We start from the raw sequence: 16913 nt of genomic DNA, 5'->3' as shown, positions 1-16913 counted from the left end.
GTATGCCGCAGGTCAGCACCGACGCCCTCCACGCCGCCCTCGAGACGGTCATCGACCCCGAGATCCGGCGCCCCATCACCGAGCTCGGGATGGTCGGCGACCTCGCGTACGACGACGACGGCCGCGTGGCCGTCACGGTCCTGCTCACGGTGGCCGCGTGCCCGCTCAAGGACACCCTCACCCGGGACACGACCAACGCCCTGAGCGCGGTCGAGGGCGTCACCGACGTCGCCGTCACCCTCGGGGTCATGAGCGACGAGCAGCGCGCCGAGCTCAAGACCAAGCTCCGCGGCGGCACGGCCGAGCGCGAGGTCCCCTTCGCGAAGGCCGGCTCGCTGACCCGGGTCTACGCGGTCGCCTCCGGCAAGGGCGGCGTCGGCAAGAGCTCGGTCACGGCCAACCTCGCGGCCGCCCTCGCGGCGCAGGGCCTGCGGGTCGGGGTCGTCGACGCCGACATCTACGGCTTCTCGATCCCCCGGATGCTCGGCGTCGAGCACAAGCCGACCCAGGTCGACGACATGATCATGCCGCCGGTCAGCCACGACGTGAAGGTCATCTCGATCGGGATGTTCGTGCCCGGCAACCAGCCGGTCGTCTGGCGCGGCCCGATGCTCCACCGGGCGCTGCAGCAGTTCCTCGCCGACGTCTTCTGGGGCGACCTCGACGTCCTCCTCCTCGACCTGCCGCCGGGCACCGGCGACATCGCGATCTCCGTCGCCCAGCTCATCCCGGGCGCCGAGATCCTCGTCGTCACCACGCCGCAGCAGGCGGCGGCCGAGGTCGCCGAGCGTGCCGGCTCGATCGCCCTGCAGACCCACCAGCGGGTCGCCGGCGTCATCGAGAACATGAGCTGGCTCGAGCTGCCCGACGGCTCCCGCGAGGAGATCTTCGGCTCCGGCGGCGGCCGCGAGGTCGCCGAGTCGCTCTCGCGCTCGATCGGCTCCGAGGTCCCGCTGCTCGGTCAGATCCCCCTGGACACGCGCCTGCGCATCGGCGCCGACCAGGGCAGCCCGGTCGTCCTCGGCGAGCCGGACTCCCCGGCGGCCGTCGCGCTGCGCGGCATCGCCTCCGGGCTGGCCACGCGCTCGCGCGGGCTCGCCGGGCGCTCGCTCGGCCTCTCGCCGGTCGGCCGCTGACGGACCCCGCCGACGGCGCCGCGCTCAGGTCGCGTCGGTGTCGAACGGGGTGGGCAGAGCCGGGTCGAACGCCTGCGGCGTCATCCACGGCTGCACGGTGACGTACTCGTCGTCGTAGCCGTCCTCGACGTACCCGTCGCCGAGGTCGGTCGCCGGGGCGGCAGCGGCGGTGCCGGACGAGGCACCCGTGGTCGTGGCCGCGGCTCCGGCAGCAGCCGCACCCGCGCCGGCCGCCCCCGCGGCGGCAGCGGTCGCGGCGTCGCCACCCGGCCGCCGGACCCGCGCGGCGTCGCGGACGGTCGAGATCTCGCCGCGGATCGGCGCGACCGCCTCGTCGAGCGGCTCGAGGAGCGCCTCGCGCACGATGCGCCGCGGGTCGTACTGGCGCGGGTCGTACTGGCGCCAGTCGATGTCCTCGTACTCCGGGCCGAGCTGGTCGCGCAGCGAGGTCTTCGCGCCCTCGGCCATCACCCGCAGCTGGCGGATGCCGCGCGCGAGCTTGGCCGCGTACTCGGGGAGCTTGTCCGGGCCGAGGACGAAGACCGCGATGAGCGCGAGCAGGATGATCTCCCACCCGTTGACGCCGAACACCGCGTCACACCCCTTCGTGCCGGGGGGTCACTCCGACCCCTGGAGCACCATGGTGACATCCCGCTCCCGGCCGTCACGCACGATGGTCAGCTGAACGGACTCCCCGACCTTGCGCGAGCGGATCTTCACGACGAGCTCGCCGTCGTCGGAGACGGGCTTGCCCTCGAACGCGGTGATGACGTCGCCCGCCTCGATGCCGGCCTCGTCGGCGGGTCCGCCGGGGTTGACCGCGGGGTCGCCGTTCGGGCCGTCGTCGGCGACGCGGACGCCCTCGCCGTCGTAGCCGCTGTCGAGGTAGACGCCGATGATCGGGTGCTCGGCCTTGCCGGTACGGATCAGCTGGTCGACCGTCGTCGCCACCTGGTCGCTCGGGATGGCGAAGCCGACCCCGATGTTGCCGCTCTGCCCGCCGAGCGAGGTACCGGGCACGCGGGCGATGGCGGAGTTGACGCCGATGACCTGACCGGCCATGTCGAGCAGCGGGCCGCCGGAGTTGCCCGGGTTGATCGCAGCGTCGGTCTGGATGGCGTTGATGAACGACTGGTCGTCCTGCTGCCCCGGCGTGACCGGCCGGTCGAGGGCGCTGACGATGCCGCTCGTGACGGTCGAGTCCAGGCCGAGCGGTGCGCCGACGGCGATGACCTCGTCGCCGACGACGACGTCGGCCGAGCGCCCGACGGGCAGCGCCGCCAGGTCGGCGCCCTCGACCCGCACGACGGCGAGGTCGTAGGACGCGTCCCGGCCGACGACCTTGCCGGAGACCTGCTTGCCGTTGGAGAGGACGACGGTGATCGTGCCGTCGTCGCCCGCGCCCGCGACGACGTGGTTGTTCGTCACGACGTGGCCCGCGTCGTCGTAGACCCAGCCGGAGCCGGTGGCGCCGCCGTCGGCGCCCTCGACCCGCAGCGTCACGACGCTCGGGAGGGCGGTGGCGGCGATGTTGGCGACCGAGCCGCGCGGTCGCGTCGTGGCTCCCGCGCCGGGCGAGGGGGCGGCGACCGAGGTGCCGGAGGAGCCCGTGGCGCGGTCGGACAGGGCCCCGCCGAGGATGCCGCCGACCGACCCCGCGACGAGCGCGCTCGCGAGCGCGACACCGACCAGGGCCCCCCAGCCCGGCCCGCGCCGGGCCGGGCGCGGCTCGGGCTGCGAGACGGGGTACGCGGCCGAGGCCGGCGGGGTGGCGGGCGGGACGCCCCACGAGCCGCTGATCGGCTGGTACGGGGTCGTGGGCGAGGTCGGGGCGCCGGCCGGCGGCGGGGGCGGCGTCGTCGGGAGCTCGGTCGTCGGCTCCGCGCCGACCGCGTCCGCCCAGTGCGGCTCGGGGCCGCGAGGGCCCGCGTCGACGGGGGGCTGGGGCTGCGTCGGCGCGGCCGCGGGCTCACGGTCCCACGGCTGCCAGTCGTCGGACCCGCGGTCCCGTTCGCTCATGGGGTCGATTGTGCCTGCTGGCGCGACGGCGCGGGCGAGGAGGTGCGCGTGGTCAGGCTGACCTGCGCGAACGCCGACGTGCCGTGGTGCGTGACGACCCGGGTCGTGGCGGACACCGGGGAGGCCGGTGCCCCCGTGGGGCGCACGACCCCGGGGGCGCCGATGACGGTGAGGCTCCACGCGGCGGCGGCGGAGACCCCGGCCGCGGCCGCGGCGACGACGGTGGCCCGCAGGGCGCTGCGGTGGCAGGGGGGCGCCGTCGGGGCGAGCAGGCGGAGGGGGTCGGGACCCGCGAGCACCGGCGGGGCCGGCGGCTGGAGGTCGCGACCGAGGGCGAGGAGGGTGACCCTCAGGTCACCGGGCATCGACGGTGCACCCGCGAGGGCGGCGCGCAGCCGGCGCTCCTGCCCGACGGCGTGCCGGCACACCTCGCACGCGACGAGGTGCTGGTCCCAGGCGTGCTCGCGGGACGCGCCGAGGCGCCCGGCGGCGTACTCCGAGAGCTCGTCACCGAGGCACTGCACACCCGCGCGAGAGGTCATACGACTCCCGCGGCCGGGCGCCGGACGATCGGGCCGCGACGGGCGGGAGCGGTGACCTCGGGGCGGGGGCGCGGTGCGCGGTGCGCGAGCGCCTCGCGCAGCTGGGCCCGGCCGCGGTGGATGCGCGAGCGCACCGTCCCGAGCTTGATGCCGAGCGTCGCGGCGACCTCCTCGTACGAGAGGCCCTCGATGTCGCAGAGGACGACCGCAGCCCGGAAGTCGGGCGAGAGCGCGTCGAGCGCCCGCTGCACGTCGTCGTCGAGGTGGGTGTCGGCGAAGGTCTGCTCCGGGCCGACGTCACGGCTGGGCAGGCGCGCGGCCGACTCGTCGGACAGGGCGTCGAAGCGGATCCGCTGCTTGCGGCGCATCTTGTCGAGGAAGACGTTGGTCGTGATGCGGTGCAGCCAGCCCTCGAAGGTGCCGGGCTGGTAGGTGTGCAGCGAGCGGAAGACCCGGACGAAGACGTCCTGGGTGAGGTCCTCGGCGTCGTGGACGTTGCCGGTGAGGCGGTAGGCCAGGCGGTAGACGCGGGCCGAGTGCTGCTCGACGACCTCCTCCCACGACGGGGGCACCCACGCCGTCCCCGTGCCCACCGGGGCCGGGTCTGCGGTCGTCGCCATCGGTTCCTCGCTCACCACGCTGCTCATGCCACCCATCGATACGTGCCGGAACCGTGAATTGTTCCCGGGAAGCCTGAACGTCGGCTGGGAACCGGTGGCGCGACGCCCCCCGTGCGGCGCACTAGGGTTGCCGCCATGAGCGGACTGAAGCCGGCCAGCTGGTCCTATGCGGAGGAGTTCGTCCCCGAGCCCGAGGTCGTCGAGGCGGCCCGCCGCCGGGGCACCGAGCTCGGCGCGGCCTCCCCCGTCGGCACGGGGGCGGGGGCCGTGCTGCGGCTGCTCGCCGCGTCCGTCCGGGCCAAGCACGTGCTCGAGGTCGGCACCGGCGCCGGCACCTCCGGGCTCTGGCTGCTCTCGGGGATGGACGACGACGGCGTCCTCACGACGATCGACGTCTCCGCCGAGCACCAGCGCCTCGCCAAGCAGGCCTACGCCGAGGCCGGCTACCCGCACCAGCGCACGCGTGTCATCACGGGCGCGGCCGCCGAGGTCCTCCCGCGGATGGCCGACGGCGGCTACGACATGGTCCACGTCGACGCCGACAAGGACACCTACCCGACCTACGTCGACCACGCGGTCCGGCTGCTGCGCAGCGGCGGCGTGCTCGTCGTCGACAACATGCTCTGGCACGACAAGGTCGCCGACCCCGCCTCGCGGGACGCGACGACGACGACGCTGCGCGACCTCGGCAAGACGCTGCGCGACCACGACTCGCTCGTGACGGCGCTGCTGCCGGTCAGCGACGGCGTGCTCGTCGCCGTCCGCCGCTGAGCGGACGGCCCGCCGTGCGGCCGCGCGGCCTCAGCTGACCGACGGTCCGGCGCCCCGACGGAAGCCGGCCGGGCCCTCGGCGATCGCGACGACCTCCCACTCCTCGATCGTGCTCGGACCCGACCCGATGATCGCGCTGCCCGGCGCGCTCGCGGCGCCCGGCTCGAAGCCCTCGCGGAAGTGCGAGCGCTCCTGCTCGCTGTCGAAGACGTAGGTGCCCTCGAACCACTCCCCCTCGCGCATCCGCCAGACCTTGAAGGCGAGACCGTCGAGGAACATGAAGCGCGCGATCGAGGTGCCGACGACGTACTCGCGCAGCTCGTCGGCCACCCCCGCGGGGGCGTCCTCGAGCGACCAGCGCACCGTCAGTCCGTAGCCGGCGTTCATCCGTGGGTCCTCCTCGACCGCCGGGGCTCCGGCGGGGTCGTCGTGTCGTGGCCCCGACCGTAGGCGGGCGCGGCGGGGGCGCGCCACACCGTCTCACCGCGTGCCCCGGACACGACGGAGCCCCCACCGATGGGTCGGTGGGGGCTCCCGTCAGCGGCCTGCGACGCGGGTCAGAGGCCGTCGCAGTTGTCGATGGCCTCGCCCAGGGCGCGCACCTCGTCGGGGGTCATCTCGACGACGAGCCGTCCGCCACCCTCGAGGGGCATGCGCAGCACGATGCCGCGACCTTCCTTGGTGACCTCGAGCGGGCCGTCGCCCGTCCTCGGCTTCATTGCCGCCATGGCGTGTTTCCCTTCTTCGTCGCGGCAGCGTGGGTCGCTCCGCGTCCTGCTCGACGCCGGACCGCCGAGACTCGACCTCCATTATCGCAGCAGCCGTGCGGCGTGACGAAATCCGAACCTGCACGTCACGGGGGGAAGGAGCCCCAGGGGGTGTACGTGAGGAGGCTGCAGGTCCACCAGAGGATGCCGCCGACGAGGACGAGGACGACGACCGCGACCCGCCGCTTCCAGTGCGGCACGACCTGCTGCCCGTCGGCGGTGCGCATCGCGACGGACGCCAGGAGCGCCGCGAGCGGCATGTCGAGGAGGAGGAAGCGCCACATCGAGGTGATCGGCCGGACGACGGCGAAGAGGAAGAAGGGGTAGGCCAGGGCCCAGACGCGCATCTCGACGCTCATCCAGCGGCCGTGGCGGCCGAGGACGAGGGCGACGTACGTGGCGGCGAGCGCGACGAGGACGAGCACCCCCGCGAGGCCCTTGCCGTCCCACGCCCACTGGAACCACAGGACGAACGGGCCGTCGGCGGGCTTCTGGCCCCACGCCGCCTGGACGTCGAAGAACGCCGTCGGGACCCCCGTGGCGTAGCCGGCGACGGCCGGCCAGGCGACCGCGCTGACGCCGACGGCGGAGAGCATCGTGACGATCCGGGGCCACTGGCCGGCCAGGGGCGTCAGGCCGGCGGCCCGCTCCTCGCGCCAGCGGACCCCGAGGTGGATGAGGACGGCGAGCCCGAGGGCCGGCGCCACCCCGCGCGTGAAGCCGAGCGGGATGGCCAGCGCGGCGACGAGGAGGTACTGGCGACGGACGAGGACGAGCAGCGCGGCGGCGACGAGCGCCACGGCCAGGGCCTCGGTGTACGGCTTGAGCATGACCGAGGTCGTCGGGTAGAAGCACCACAGGCAGGCGGCGACGAGGGCCAGCCGCTCCCGCTGGGGCTGGCGCGCCGCGTGGTAGGTGCTGCGGAACAGCGCGTGGATGAGCACCGCGCCGACGGCCCCGAGGACGAGGTTGAGCACGACCCCCGCGACCTCGAAGCTCATCCCCGTGAGCATCAGCCCCTTCACGAGGTAGGGGTAGAGCGGGTAGAAGGCCCAGGCGCTGTAGGTGATCCGGCCGTTGTCGGCGTCGCGCGGGAGGGGGACGGGGTAGCCGTCCTCGACGATGCGGTGGTACCAGACGCCGTCCCAGAGCCCGACGAGGTCGCCGACGGTGGGGTCCGGGTGGCCGACGCCGGCGGGGTTCTGGAACCAGGTCGCGGCGACCCAGAGCGCGGCGAGGGCGACGACGCGCGAGAGCGCGTACACCGCGAGGATGGTCAGCACCGGACGCTGGAGGGCGCGGCCCGCGAGCTCGTGGCGACCCGCCGAGGTCGTCAGCCGTCGCAGCACCGACCCGCCACCGACGCCGGTGTCGGGCTCGGTGACGGTGGCCAGCTCAGCCTGCGCCATCGGTCAGCCTCCTCACGTCCCAGAGATACACCCCGTCGAGGTGCTGCGGGTCACCGAGGAACGTCACGAGAGAGTCTCTCAGGGAGGCGGCGGCCGGCCGGTCGTCGGGCAGGACCACGGCGTCGACCCGTCCCGCGCGCAGGTTCTCGACGAAGCCGGGCCGTTGCTGCGCGGAGGCCGGCAGGACGACGTCGGTCTGCGCGACCTCGGCGAGCCACACCGTGAGCCCGGTCGGGGTGGCCCCGTACTGGCCACCGCGGTCCGGTCCCCCGTCCGGCCCGACGAAGTACCCGGCGACGACGGGGAAGCCCCAGCGGGCGGCGGCCTGCCACTCCAGCGCGCGGGCGTCGGCGACGTTCGGCGGCGGCACGGCGAGGACCGAGCCGCCGGGGTCGACGTGCTCGCGCCAGGTCCCCTGCGTGAAGAACGCCGGCACGACCGGGCGCGGCTCGACGACGAGCGGGGTCGGGACGACGGGCAGCAGGGCCACGACACCGGCGGCCACGCCGAGCAGGAGGCCGGGCCCGGGCTGGTCCGCGAGGCGGTCGACGGCCCGGCGCAGGTGCTCGACCCCGAGGGCCAGGAGCACCCCGAGCACCGGCAGCGCGACGAGGGTGAACCGGGTGGGCAGGACGTTCTGGACGACGGGCACGTGCTCGAGCAGGGCCCAGGGACCGGGGACGCCGAGCGTCGTGGCGTCGAGGGTCGGCTCCTCGCCGAGCGAGAGCCAGCAGGGGACGAGGACGACCGCTGCGAGCGCCCGGACGACGACGCTGCGCCACAGGGCGAGCACGGTGGCGCCGACGGCGACCCAGAGGGCGACGCCGAAGAACGAGTTCTCCTCCGTGCGGTTCATCGAGAGGGCGGCCGAGGCCCAGGGGTCGGCGCCGACGGTGCGGGTGGCCCTCCCCCACAGCTGGGCGAGGTCGTTGCCGCCCGGCGGGTGCCAGATGGACGCGTAGCTCTGCGGGCCGAGGAACTGCCACCAGAGGGGGAACCCGACGAGCACGAGGGCGACGAGCGCGCCGACGCCGGCCCCGGTGAGGAGGGGGCGCCAGCGGACCCGGCCGTGGGCCGCCCACACGGCGCCGCCGACGAGCAGCCCGACCGCCGTCAGGAGGAGCACCTCCTCGCCGATGAGCACCTGCCACGCGACGAGCAGCCCGAGGACGACCCCGTCGCGCACCGGCCGGCGCCCCTCCGCGAGGCGCAGCACCCGGTCGACGACGAGGGGCACGAGGGCCTGGACGACGAAGTTGGGGTGGCCGTTGGCGTGGCTGACCATCCCCGGGCCGAAGCCCGCGAGCGCCCCGGCGAGGAAGGCCGCGAGCGGGTGCACCGCCAGGCGCCGGCGCACGAGCCAGTACCAGCCGCTCGCCGTCAGGGCCAGGCCGAGCAGCTCGACGAGGACGAAGGTGACCTCCGGGCCGGCGAGCAGCGTGAGCGGCGCGAGCGGGACGCCGAGGCCGAGGACGGCGGCGTTCGCCATGAGGTTGACGCCCGTGGGGAAGTTCTGGAGGTCGCTGAGCAGCGGGTTGGAGAAGGTCGCGAGGTTGTGCGCGGTCGCGCCGAAGTACCACTCGAAGGCCTGCTGGTCCTGCACCCCCTGCGAGAGGTAGCCGGTGCGCAGCGCCCCGAGCAGGTGCATCGTCACGTAGGCGGCGACCAGGAGGTAGGCCAGCGGCGCGAGGAGGTCGAGGCGGCGCAGGGGCGCGGGGTGTCCGGCAACCGGGTCGGGCCCGGCCGCCGGACGACCTCGAGGGGGCGGCTCGTCCTCCCCCGCACCGGCCGGCCCCCCGGGGTGCGCCGCGGGCTCCTCGCCGCGCAGCACGCGCAGCTCGGTCTCGCGCTCGGCGATGCGGGCCTCGAGGCGGTCGACGACCTCGTCGACCTGGTCGGCGCGGTAGCCGCGGAAGGCCGTGCGGTAGGTGGCCGCGCGGGGCTCGTCGACGAGCACCTCGTCGTCGGCGCGCTGGCGGCCGAGCCACCACGCGGCGCCGAGGACCGCCGCGACCCCGAGGAGCGCGGCGAGGACCGACCAGGTCACGAGCCGCCCCGGTGGCGCTCGGCGCCGGCGACGAGGCCCTCGACCACCTTGCCGAAGAGCAGCGGCCCGAGGCGGTCGCCGACCGGGCGCGTGACGCGCCGCAGCCCGGGCAGCCAGATCTCCTCGGTCCACGTGACCCGGCTGCCCGCCGGATCGTCCTCGACGGTGATGTCGGCCCAGCCGCGCAGGAACCACCCGGTCTTGACCAGCCGCAGCCGGCGCCCGGGCTCGAGGGCCACGACGAGCATCCGGTCCGAGCCGGCGACCGGGCCGAGCCGGGTCACCGCGTTGACCTCGGCCCCGAGGGCGAGGCCGCCGTCGGGCACCTCGACGTCGGTGAGCGGCACGTGGGCCGTGTGGGCGCGCAGGTCGGTGACGGCGTCCCAGGCGGCCTGCCGCGGGAGGTCGCTCGCGCGCCGGATCGTGAAGGCCATCAGCGCTCCTGGGGGGCGGGGTCGGGCGTGGGGTCGAGCGTGGGGTCGGGGGCGGTGTCACCGCGGAGCTCGGCCACCTCGCGCTCCCGGGCGGCGAGGGTGTCGGCGAGGTCGAGCAGGTGCGCGTCGACCTCGTCCATCCGGTAGCCGCGGGCGGCGGTGTCGAAGCGCACCGAGCGCACGTCGTCGGCCCGGGGGGCGTCGGGCAGCCCGTGGTCGGGGGTGCTCGTCACCGCGTCCGCGAGGGGGTCGACGCGCAGCCGCCCGGTCGCCACGAGGGCCACGACGGCGACGAGCGCCAGCGCGACGAGGACGAGCAGGACCGGGACCACGAGGGGGATCCTACGATCCGGACCTGCGGGCCCGCCGGGCCGTGCGCGTCACTCGGGCCGGGCGTTCGCGGCACGCTGCTCGGCGACCACCCGGTCGGCCTCGACGACGACGCGCACGGCCTCGTCGGGGTCGTCGGTGACGATGAGCATCGCGAGGTCCTTCTCGCTGATGGTGCCCGCCGCGACGGCGGTGCCCCGCAGCCAGTCGAGCAGGCCGCCCCAGTACTCGGTGCCGAGCAGGACGATGGGGAAGCTCGTGACCTTCTGGGTCTGCACGAGGGTCACCGCCTCGAAGAGCTCGTCGAGGGTGCCGAAGCCGCCGGGCAGGACGACGAAGCCGCACGCGTACTTGACGAACATCGTCTTGCGCGCGAAGAAGTAGCGGAAGTTGACGCCGAGGTCGACGTAGGGGTTCAGGCCCGCCTCGAAGGGCAGCTCGATGCCGAGCCCGACCGACGTGCCGTCCGCCTCGAGGGCGCCCTTGTTGGCCGCCTCCATGGCGCCGGGTCCCCCGCCGGTGATGACGGCGTAGCCCGCCTCGACGAGGGCGCGGCCGACCCGCTCCCCCAGCGCGTACTCGGGGCTGTCCGGGCGGGTCCGCGCCGAGCCGAAGACGCTGACCGCCGGGCCGAGCTCGGCGAGCGCGCCGAAGCCGGTGACGAACTCGGACGTTACGCGCATGACGCGCCACGGGTCGGAGTGCACCCACTCGGCCGAGCCCCGGCTGTCGAGGAGGCGCTGGTCGGTGGTCGAGCGCGGGACCTTGGACCGGCGCATGACGACCGGGCCCTGGTGGTAGTCGCGCTCCTGCGGCTGCTGGGGGGTCTCCACGGCGTCAGCCTAGGTCGCTCAGCCCTCCGACCGGCGCAGCCAGCGCAGCAGCGCGGCCTCGCACGCGGCGTACTGGTCCACCGGGCACTGCTCGTCGTCCATGTGCGCGAGGTTGGGGTCGCCGGGCCCGAAGTTGACCGCCGGCACGCCCATCGCCGAGAAGCGGGCGACGTCGGTCCAGCCCTGCTTGGCGAGGACGGGCAGGTCGAGGGCCTCGACGAAGGCCTTCGCCGCCGGCAGGTGCAGCCCGGGGCGGGCGCCGCCGGCGTTGTCGCCGACGCTCACCTCGAAGCCGTCGAAGACCTGGCGCACGTGCGCCTCGGCCTCGTCCGGCGACAGCGAGGGGGCGTAGCGGTAGTTGACGGTGACGACGCACAGGTCGGGGATGACGTTGCCGGCGATGCCGCCCTCGACCTTGACGGCGTTGAGCGCCTCGACGAACTCGAGGCCGTCGACCTCGACCGTCCGCGGCCGGTAGGCGACGAGGCGGGCCAGCACCTCGGCGGCGTCGTGGATGGCGTTGTGCCCCTTCCACGGGCGCGCCGAGTGCGCCGCGATGCCCTTGGTCGAGACCTCGGCGCGCAGCGTGCCCTTGCAGCCGCCCTCGACGCGGCCGTCCGTCGGCTCGAGGAGCACGGCGAAGTCGGCGTCCGCGACGAGGTGCGGCGCCTGCTGCTCGACGTGGAGCAGGCCGTTGTACGCGCTGTCGATCTCCTCGCCCTCGTAGAAGACGTAGGTGATGTCGCGCTCGGGCTCGGCGACCTCGTGCAGGACGCGGAGCATCACCGCCACGCCGCCCTTCATGTCGACCGTGCCGCGGCCCCAGAGCACCTCGCCGTCCGCGCCCGGGACGCGGCGGGTCGGCAGGTTGACCGGCTCGCTCGTCAGCGGGACGGTGTCGAGGTGACCGGCGAGGACGACGCGCTCGGCGCGCCCCAGCGCGGTCCGGGCGACGACCGTGTTGCCGAGGCGGGTGACCTCGAGGCGCCCGACGGCGCGGACGGCGGCCTCGACCGCGTCCGCGAGCGCGGCCTCGTCGAGGCTGACCGAGGGCACGTCGCAGAGCTGCGCGGTGAGCGCCGTGACGTCGAGGGAGAGGTCGAGGACGGGCGTGGGACCGGTCATGCCGACCACCCTAGTGAGCGCTCGGCGGGGTCGTCCGGGCCGCCCGGGCGCCCCCCGTAGGCTGGAGACCATGACGCGCACCGCCTGGGGCCACGGCCTCCTGACCCGCACGGCCGAGGGCACCGTCCTCGACGCCTGGTTCCCCGCCCCCGCCCTCGGCGAGCCCGACGGCAGCGACGCCCCCACCGAGCTGCGCTCCCTCGCGGTCGCCGACGACGTGCGCGGCACGACCCGCGAGACGGTCACCGTCGCCGTCGACCTCGACGCCGCCCCGGCCTCCACCGAGGACGCCTACCTGCGCCTGCACCTGCTCTCGCACCGCCTCGCCGAGCCCAACTCGCTCAACCTCGACGGGCTCTTCGGGGTGCTGCCCAACGTCGTCTGGACCACCCAGGGCCCGTGCGCCGTCGAGGGCTTCGAGCTGGTCCGCGCCCGGATGCAGGCCCGCGGCCCGGTGCAGGTCCTCGCCGTCGACAAGTTCCCGCGGATGGTCGACTACGTCCTGCCCTCCGGCGTGCGCATCGGCGACGCCGACCGGGTCCGGCTCGGCGCCCACCTCGCGAGCGGCACCACCGTCATGCACGAGGGCTTCGTCAACTTCAACGCCGGCACCCTCGGCTCCTCGATGGTCGAGGGCCGGATCAGCCAGGGCGTCGTCGTCGGCGACGGCTCGGACATCGGCGGCGGGGCCTCCACGATGGGGACCCTCTCCGGCGGCGGCACGGAACGCGTGAGCATCGGGAGGCGTTGCCTGCTCGGAGCCGAGGCAGGGCTCGGGATCGCCCTCGGCGACGACTGCGTCGTCGAGGCCGGCCTCTACCTGACCGCCGGCACCAAGGTGACGCTGCCCGACGGCACCGTCACCAAGGCGCGCGAGCTGTCGGGGCAGTCGAGCCTGCTGTTCCTGCGCAACTCGGTCACCGGCACCGTCGAGGCCCGGCCGCGCGACGGGCACGGCATCGTGCTCAACTCGGCCCTGCACGCCAACGACTGACCCCCCACCCGAGCGCACCCTTAACCGCACCCCACCCCCGGAGGACCGTCCCCGATGCCGCGCACCCGCAAGGGCTCCGTGACCCTCGCCGAGCAGCGACGGCCCGCCCGCCGCGGCCGCCGGGTCGCGGCGGTGCTCGTGCTCGCGCTCGTCGGGCTGGGCGTCGTCGGCTGGGGCGGGGTGCAGCGGCTGCTCCACGCCGTCTCCGGCCAGCAGTGCCGGGTCACCGCCAACGGCACGACCCACGACTGGGCCCCCGACCAGGCGAGCAACGCGGCCGCGATCACCGCGATCGCCGTCAAGCGCGGCCTGCCGCCGCGCGCGGCGTCCATCGCCATCGCCACCGCGATGCAGGAGTCGAAGGTGCGCAACGTGCGCTTCGGCGACCGCGACTCCCTCGGCCTCTTCCAGCAGCGGCCCTCGCAGGGCTGGGGCTCGGCCGAGCAGATCCTCGACCCCGAGTACGCGACGAACAAGTTCTACGACGCCCTCGAGAAGGTCGACGGCTACACCTCGATGGAGATCGCCGTCGCCGCCCAGGAGGTGCAGCGCTCGGCCGCCGGCTCCGCCTACGCCCAGCACGAGGACAAGGCGCGCACGACGGCGTCGGTGCTCTCCGGGCAGACGGCACAGGGCATCGGCTGCGCGCTCGAGGCGCCGGAGTCGGTCGGCGACCCGGACGCGCTCGTCGCCCTCGTGAAGAAGGACTTCGGGCTGAGCGCCACCCGGCGCGACGGCGCCGTCCGGGTCCGCACCGACTCCCCCGAGACCGCGTGGGCCGTCGCCTCCTGGGCGGTCGCCCGGGCCGTCGACACCGACGTGACGCAGGTGAGCACCCACGGCCTGCGCTGGGACCGCTCGATGGACGACTCCGCGTTCACGTGGTCCGAGGGCAGCGGCGCCGACGACCGCGAGGTCGTCATCCGGCTCGCCGCCTGAGCGGGCGGCCGGACGCCCGGACGCGCGACGGCCCGGCACCCTCGAGGGGTGCCGGGCCGTCGGCGTGCGCGGTCGGTCAGCGCTGGTCGAGCGCCACGTACTCGCGCTCGGTCTCACCGATGTAGACCTGCCGCGGGCGGCCGATCTTCAGCGCCGGGTCGGAGATCATCTCGCGCCACTGGGCGATCCAGCCGGGGAGGCGGCCGAGCGCGAACAGGACGGTGAACATCCGCGTCGGGAAGCCCATCGACTTGTAGATGAGGCCGGTGTAGAAGTCGACGTTCGGGTAGAGCTTGCGCTCGACGAAGTAGTCGTCGGCCAGCGCGATCTCCTCGAGGCGCATCGCGATCTCGAGCAGCCGGTCGTTCCCGCCGGTCTTCGCGAGGATGCTGTGGGCGGTGTCCTTGATGATGGCCGCACGCGGGTCGTAGTTCTTGTAGACCCGGTGCCCGAAGCCCATGAGGCGGACGCCGTCCTCCTTGTTCTTCACCTTCTTCATGAACTCCTCGGCGGTGTACTCGGCGCCGTCGATGCGCTCGAGCATCTCGAGGACCGCCTGGTTGGCGCCGCCGTGCAGCGGGCCGAAGAGGGCGTTGATGCCGGCCGAGACCGACGCGAAGAGGTTCGCGTGGGAGGAGCCGACGAGACGCACGGTCGAGGTGGAGCAGTTCTGCTCGTGGTCGGCGTGCAGGACGAGGAGGAGCTCGACGGCCTTGACGATCTCGGGGTCGAGGTCGTACTGCGTCGCGGGGACGCCGAAGGTCATCCGCAGGAAGTTCTCGACGAGGCTCAGGTCGTTGTCCGGGTAGAGGAACGGCTGGCCGATCGACTTCTTGTACGCGTAGGCCGCGATGGTCGGCAGCTTCGCGAGGAGGCGGATCGTCGAGATCTCGACCTGGTCCTCGTCGAAGGGGTCGAGGCTGTCCTGGTAGAAGGTCGACAGGGCCGAGACGGCCGAGGACAGGACGGGCATCGGGTGCGCGTCGCGCGGGAAGCCGCGGAAGAACCCCTTGAGGTCCTCGTGGAGCATCGTGTGCTCGCGGATGCGGTCCTCGAAGCTGCTGAGCTCGGTCGGGGTCGGCAGGTTGCCGTAGATGAGCAGGTACGAGGTCTCGAGGAAGGTCGAGCTCTTCGCGAGCTGCTCGATGGGGTAGCCGCGGTAGCGGAGGATGCCGGCGTCGCCGTCGATGTAGGTGATGGCGCTGGAGCAGCTGGCGGTGTTCGTGAACCCTGCGTCGAGGGTGACGTTCCCCGTCTCCTTGAGCAGCTTCGAGATGTCGTAGCCGCTGTTGCCCTCCGTCGCGGGGACGAGGGGGAGGTCGAGCTGCGTGCCCGCGGCGTGGAGGGTTGCTCCGTCGGTCATGTCGCGATCCTTGGGTTGAAGGGCGTTGGGCGTCCTTTCGACCCTACCCGCCGGTCACCGACGGGAAAAACGGGGTCGACGTGAGATTCAACGCTCCGGTCGGGTCAGGCGCCGGGCGGCGGCCTCGATGCGCTCGTCGGTGGCGGTGAGCGCGATGCGCACGTGCTCGCGGCCGGCGGCTCCGTAGAAGTCGCCGGGAGCGACGAGGACGCCCCGCTCGGCGAGGCGCCCGAGGGTGGTGCGGGCGGGCTCGCCGGCGCTGGCCCACAGGTACAGACCGGCCTCGGAAACGTCGACGCGCAGGCCGAAGGCCTCGACGGCCGGGCGCAGGACGGCCCGGCGCGCGGCGTAGCGGGCCTTCTGCTCCTCGACGTGCGTGGGGTCGGACAGCGCCGCGAGGAGCGCGCGCTGCACGGGCCACGGGACGATCATCCCGGCGTGCTTGCGGACCTCGAGCAGCTGCCGGACGAGGGCGGGGTCGCCGGCGACGAAGGCCGCGCGGTACCCGGCGAGGTTGGACTGCTTCGAGAGCGAGTAGACGGCGAGCAGCCCCTCGTGCGAGCCGCCGCAGACGCGGGGGTCGAGGATGGACGGCGTGGTCGGCGGCTCGGTCGAACCCGCCTCTCGCGCACGCCAGTCGAGCTCGGCGTAGCACTCGTCGGAGGCCACGACGACCCCGTGCGCGCGGGCCCAGTCGACGACCTTGCGCAGGTGCTCGACGCCGAGGACCTTGCCCGTGGGGTTGCCGGGGGTGTTGAGCCAGAGCAGCTTCGGGGTGGTGGCCGGGGTCAGCGGGCCGAGGGCGGTGAGGGCGTCGACGGCCATCGGCACCGCGCGCGCCAGCCGGGCGCCGACGTCGTAGGTCGGGTAGGCCACCCGGGGGAAGGCGACGACGTCGCCGTCACCGAGCCCGAGGAGCGTCGGCAGCCACGCGACGAGCTCCTTGGAGCCGATCGTCGGCAGGACGCCGTCGGGGTCGACGCCGGGGACGCCGCGGCGGGTGGCGAACCACGCCGCCACCGCCTCGCGCAGGTCGGGGGTGCCGTACGTCTGCGGGTAGCCGGGGGCGTCCGCGGCGTCGGCGAGCGCGCGGCGCACGACCTCCGGGGTCGGGTCGACCGGGGTGCCGACCGAGAGGTCGACGAGGCCGTGCCCCGCGTCCGGCCCCAGGTCGGGGTCGGAAAAGGCGCTCGCCCGCTCCTTGGCCGGAGCGAGCGAGTCCCAGGGGAAGTCGGGGAGGGTCAGCACCCCGTCACTCGTCGTGCTCCTGCGGGGGCAGGTCGGCGATGATCGGGTGGTCCTTGGCGATGACGCCGAGCTTGGCGGCGCCGCCGGGGCTGCCCAGGTCGTCGAAGAACTCGACGTTGGCCTTGTAGTAGTCGGCCCACTGCTCGGGGACGTCGTCCTCGTAGTAGATCGCCTCGACCGGGCAGACCGGCTCGCACGCACCGCAGTCGACGCACTCGTCGGGGTGGATGTAGAGGCTGCGCTCACCCTCGTAGATGCAGTCGACGGGGCACTCCTCGATGCAGGCCTTGTCCTTCAGGTCCACACAGGGCTGCGCGATCACGTACGTCATGCCGC

General features: G+C 74.3%; 19 protein-coding genes. 4 read left to right on the top strand and 15 right to left on the bottom strand.

Features of this window, described 5'->3' with window-relative positions:
* Positions 1–2: 2 nt before the first annotated feature.
* Positions 3–1136, top strand: coding sequence for an Mrp/NBP35 family ATP-binding protein (locus HL663_RS08430; protein ID WP_173027910.1), 1134 nt, complete (start codon positions 3–5; stop codon positions 1134–1136).
* Positions 1137–1160: 24 nt separating this feature from the next.
* On the opposite strand, the gene HL663_RS08425 is transcribed toward HL663_RS08430, so the two are convergent.
* From HL663_RS08425 to sigE, 4 genes are read right to left on the bottom strand one after another with little or no spacing between them, the layout of a single operon-like run.
* Positions 1161–1727 (bottom strand): twin-arginine translocase TatA/TatE family subunit, encoded by a 567-nt coding sequence (locus tag HL663_RS08425; RefSeq protein ID WP_173027909.1) that lies wholly within the window; start codon positions 1725–1727, stop codon positions 1161–1163.
* A 27-nt stretch (positions 1728–1754) separates the two neighbouring features.
* Positions 1755–3155 carry a S1C family serine protease gene (locus tag HL663_RS08420; protein WP_173027908.1) on the bottom strand — a complete coding sequence of 467 codons (1401 nt, stop codon included), beginning with the start codon at positions 3153–3155 and terminating at the stop codon, positions 1755–1757.
* Complete coding sequence (locus HL663_RS08415; protein WP_173027907.1) at positions 3152–3697, bottom strand: anti-sigma factor family protein; 546 nt, start codon at positions 3695–3697, stop codon at positions 3152–3154. Before HL663_RS08415 ends, HL663_RS08420 begins: the two co-directional genes overlap by 4 nt.
* Positions 3694–4317 carry an RNA polymerase sigma factor SigE gene (gene sigE, locus HL663_RS08410; RefSeq protein ID WP_173027906.1) on the bottom strand — a complete coding sequence of 208 codons (624 nt, stop codon included), beginning with the start codon at positions 4315–4317 and terminating at the stop codon, positions 3694–3696. Before sigE ends, HL663_RS08415 begins: the two co-directional genes overlap by 4 nt.
* 135 nt (positions 4318–4452) lie before the next feature.
* Here sigE and HL663_RS08405 point away from each other — a divergent pair, with 135 nt between their 5' ends.
* The gene (locus HL663_RS08405; protein ID WP_173027905.1) at positions 4453–5088 is read left to right on the top strand and encodes an O-methyltransferase; all 636 of its coding nucleotides are present in this window, start codon (positions 4453–4455) and stop codon (positions 5086–5088) included.
* Between the two features lie 30 nt (positions 5089–5118).
* Here the strand turns inward: HL663_RS08405 and HL663_RS08400 are convergent, their stop codons facing one another.
* The 8 genes from HL663_RS08400 to dapE all read right to left on the bottom strand — a co-directional run bounded on the left by HL663_RS08400 (position 5119) and on the right by dapE (position 12033).
* Positions 5119–5475, bottom strand: a complete 357-nt coding sequence (locus tag HL663_RS08400) for a hypothetical protein (RefSeq protein ID WP_173027904.1) — start codon at positions 5473–5475, stop codon at positions 5119–5121.
* 170 nt (positions 5476–5645) lie between these two features.
* Entirely contained in the window at positions 5646–5816 is a 171-nt protein-coding gene (locus tag HL663_RS08395; RefSeq protein WP_084696920.1) for a DUF3117 domain-containing protein, read from the bottom strand.
* A 125-nt stretch (positions 5817–5941) separates the two neighbouring features.
* Positions 5942–7264, bottom strand: a complete 1323-nt coding sequence (locus HL663_RS08390; protein WP_286176011.1) for a putative hexosyltransferase — start codon at positions 7262–7264, stop codon at positions 5942–5944.
* Positions 7251–9311 (bottom strand): DivIVA domain-containing protein, encoded by a 2061-nt coding sequence (locus HL663_RS08385; protein WP_173027903.1) that lies wholly within the window; start codon positions 9309–9311, stop codon positions 7251–7253. The genes HL663_RS08390 and HL663_RS08385 overlap by 14 nt, the downstream gene beginning before the upstream one ends.
* A complete protein-coding gene (locus HL663_RS08380; RefSeq protein ID WP_173027902.1) occupies positions 9308–9745 on the bottom strand; it encodes an SRPBCC family protein in 438 nt (145 codons plus the stop codon). Before HL663_RS08380 ends, HL663_RS08385 begins: the two co-directional genes overlap by 4 nt.
* Positions 9745–10077: a DivIVA domain-containing protein gene (locus HL663_RS08375; protein WP_286176010.1), complete on the bottom strand. Its 333-nt coding sequence runs from the start codon at positions 10075–10077 to the stop codon at positions 9745–9747. Before HL663_RS08375 ends, HL663_RS08380 begins: the two co-directional genes overlap by 1 nt.
* A 48-nt stretch (positions 10078–10125) precedes the next feature.
* Complete coding sequence (locus tag HL663_RS08370) at positions 10126–10854, bottom strand: LOG family protein (RefSeq protein WP_173030069.1); 729 nt, start codon at positions 10852–10854, stop codon at positions 10126–10128.
* A gap of 72 nt (positions 10855–10926) precedes the next feature.
* Positions 10927–12033, bottom strand: a complete 1107-nt coding sequence (gene dapE, locus HL663_RS08365; protein ID WP_173027901.1) for a succinyl-diaminopimelate desuccinylase — start codon at positions 12031–12033, stop codon at positions 10927–10929.
* 70 nt (positions 12034–12103) lie between these two features.
* Between dapE and dapD the strand changes: the two genes are divergently transcribed.
* A complete protein-coding gene (gene dapD, locus HL663_RS08360) occupies positions 12104–13027 on the top strand; it encodes a 2,3,4,5-tetrahydropyridine-2,6-dicarboxylate N-succinyltransferase (protein ID WP_173027900.1) in 924 nt (307 codons plus the stop codon).
* Between the two features lie 54 nt (positions 13028–13081).
* Positions 13082–13966 (top strand): hypothetical protein, encoded by an 885-nt coding sequence (locus HL663_RS08355; RefSeq protein ID WP_173027899.1) that lies wholly within the window; start codon positions 13082–13084, stop codon positions 13964–13966.
* 76 nt (positions 13967–14042) lie between these two features.
* Here HL663_RS08355 and HL663_RS08350 read toward each other — a convergent pair whose 3' ends face one another.
* The 3 genes from HL663_RS08350 to fdxA form a co-directional block, all read right to left on the bottom strand.
* Positions 14043–15329, bottom strand: a complete 1287-nt coding sequence (locus tag HL663_RS08350; protein WP_173027898.1) for a citrate synthase — start codon at positions 15327–15329, stop codon at positions 14043–14045.
* An 87-nt stretch (positions 15330–15416) separates the two neighbouring features.
* Positions 15417–16577 carry a succinyldiaminopimelate transaminase gene (dapC, locus tag HL663_RS08345; RefSeq protein ID WP_173027897.1) on the bottom strand — a complete coding sequence of 387 codons (1161 nt, stop codon included), beginning with the start codon at positions 16575–16577 and terminating at the stop codon, positions 15417–15419.
* Between the two features lie 4 nt (positions 16578–16581).
* The gene (gene fdxA / locus HL663_RS08340; protein WP_030529541.1) at positions 16582–16908 is read right to left on the bottom strand and encodes a ferredoxin; all 327 of its coding nucleotides are present in this window, start codon (positions 16906–16908) and stop codon (positions 16582–16584) included.
* Positions 16909–16913 lie beyond the last annotated feature (5 nt).

This window comes from Arthrobacter sp. NEB 688, assembly GCF_013201035.1.
Taxonomy (GTDB): Bacteria; Actinomycetota; Actinomycetes; order Actinomycetales; family Dermatophilaceae; genus Phycicoccus.
The sequence above is the reverse complement of the archived record's forward strand: the minus strand, read 5'-3'. Positions and strand labels throughout refer to the sequence as shown.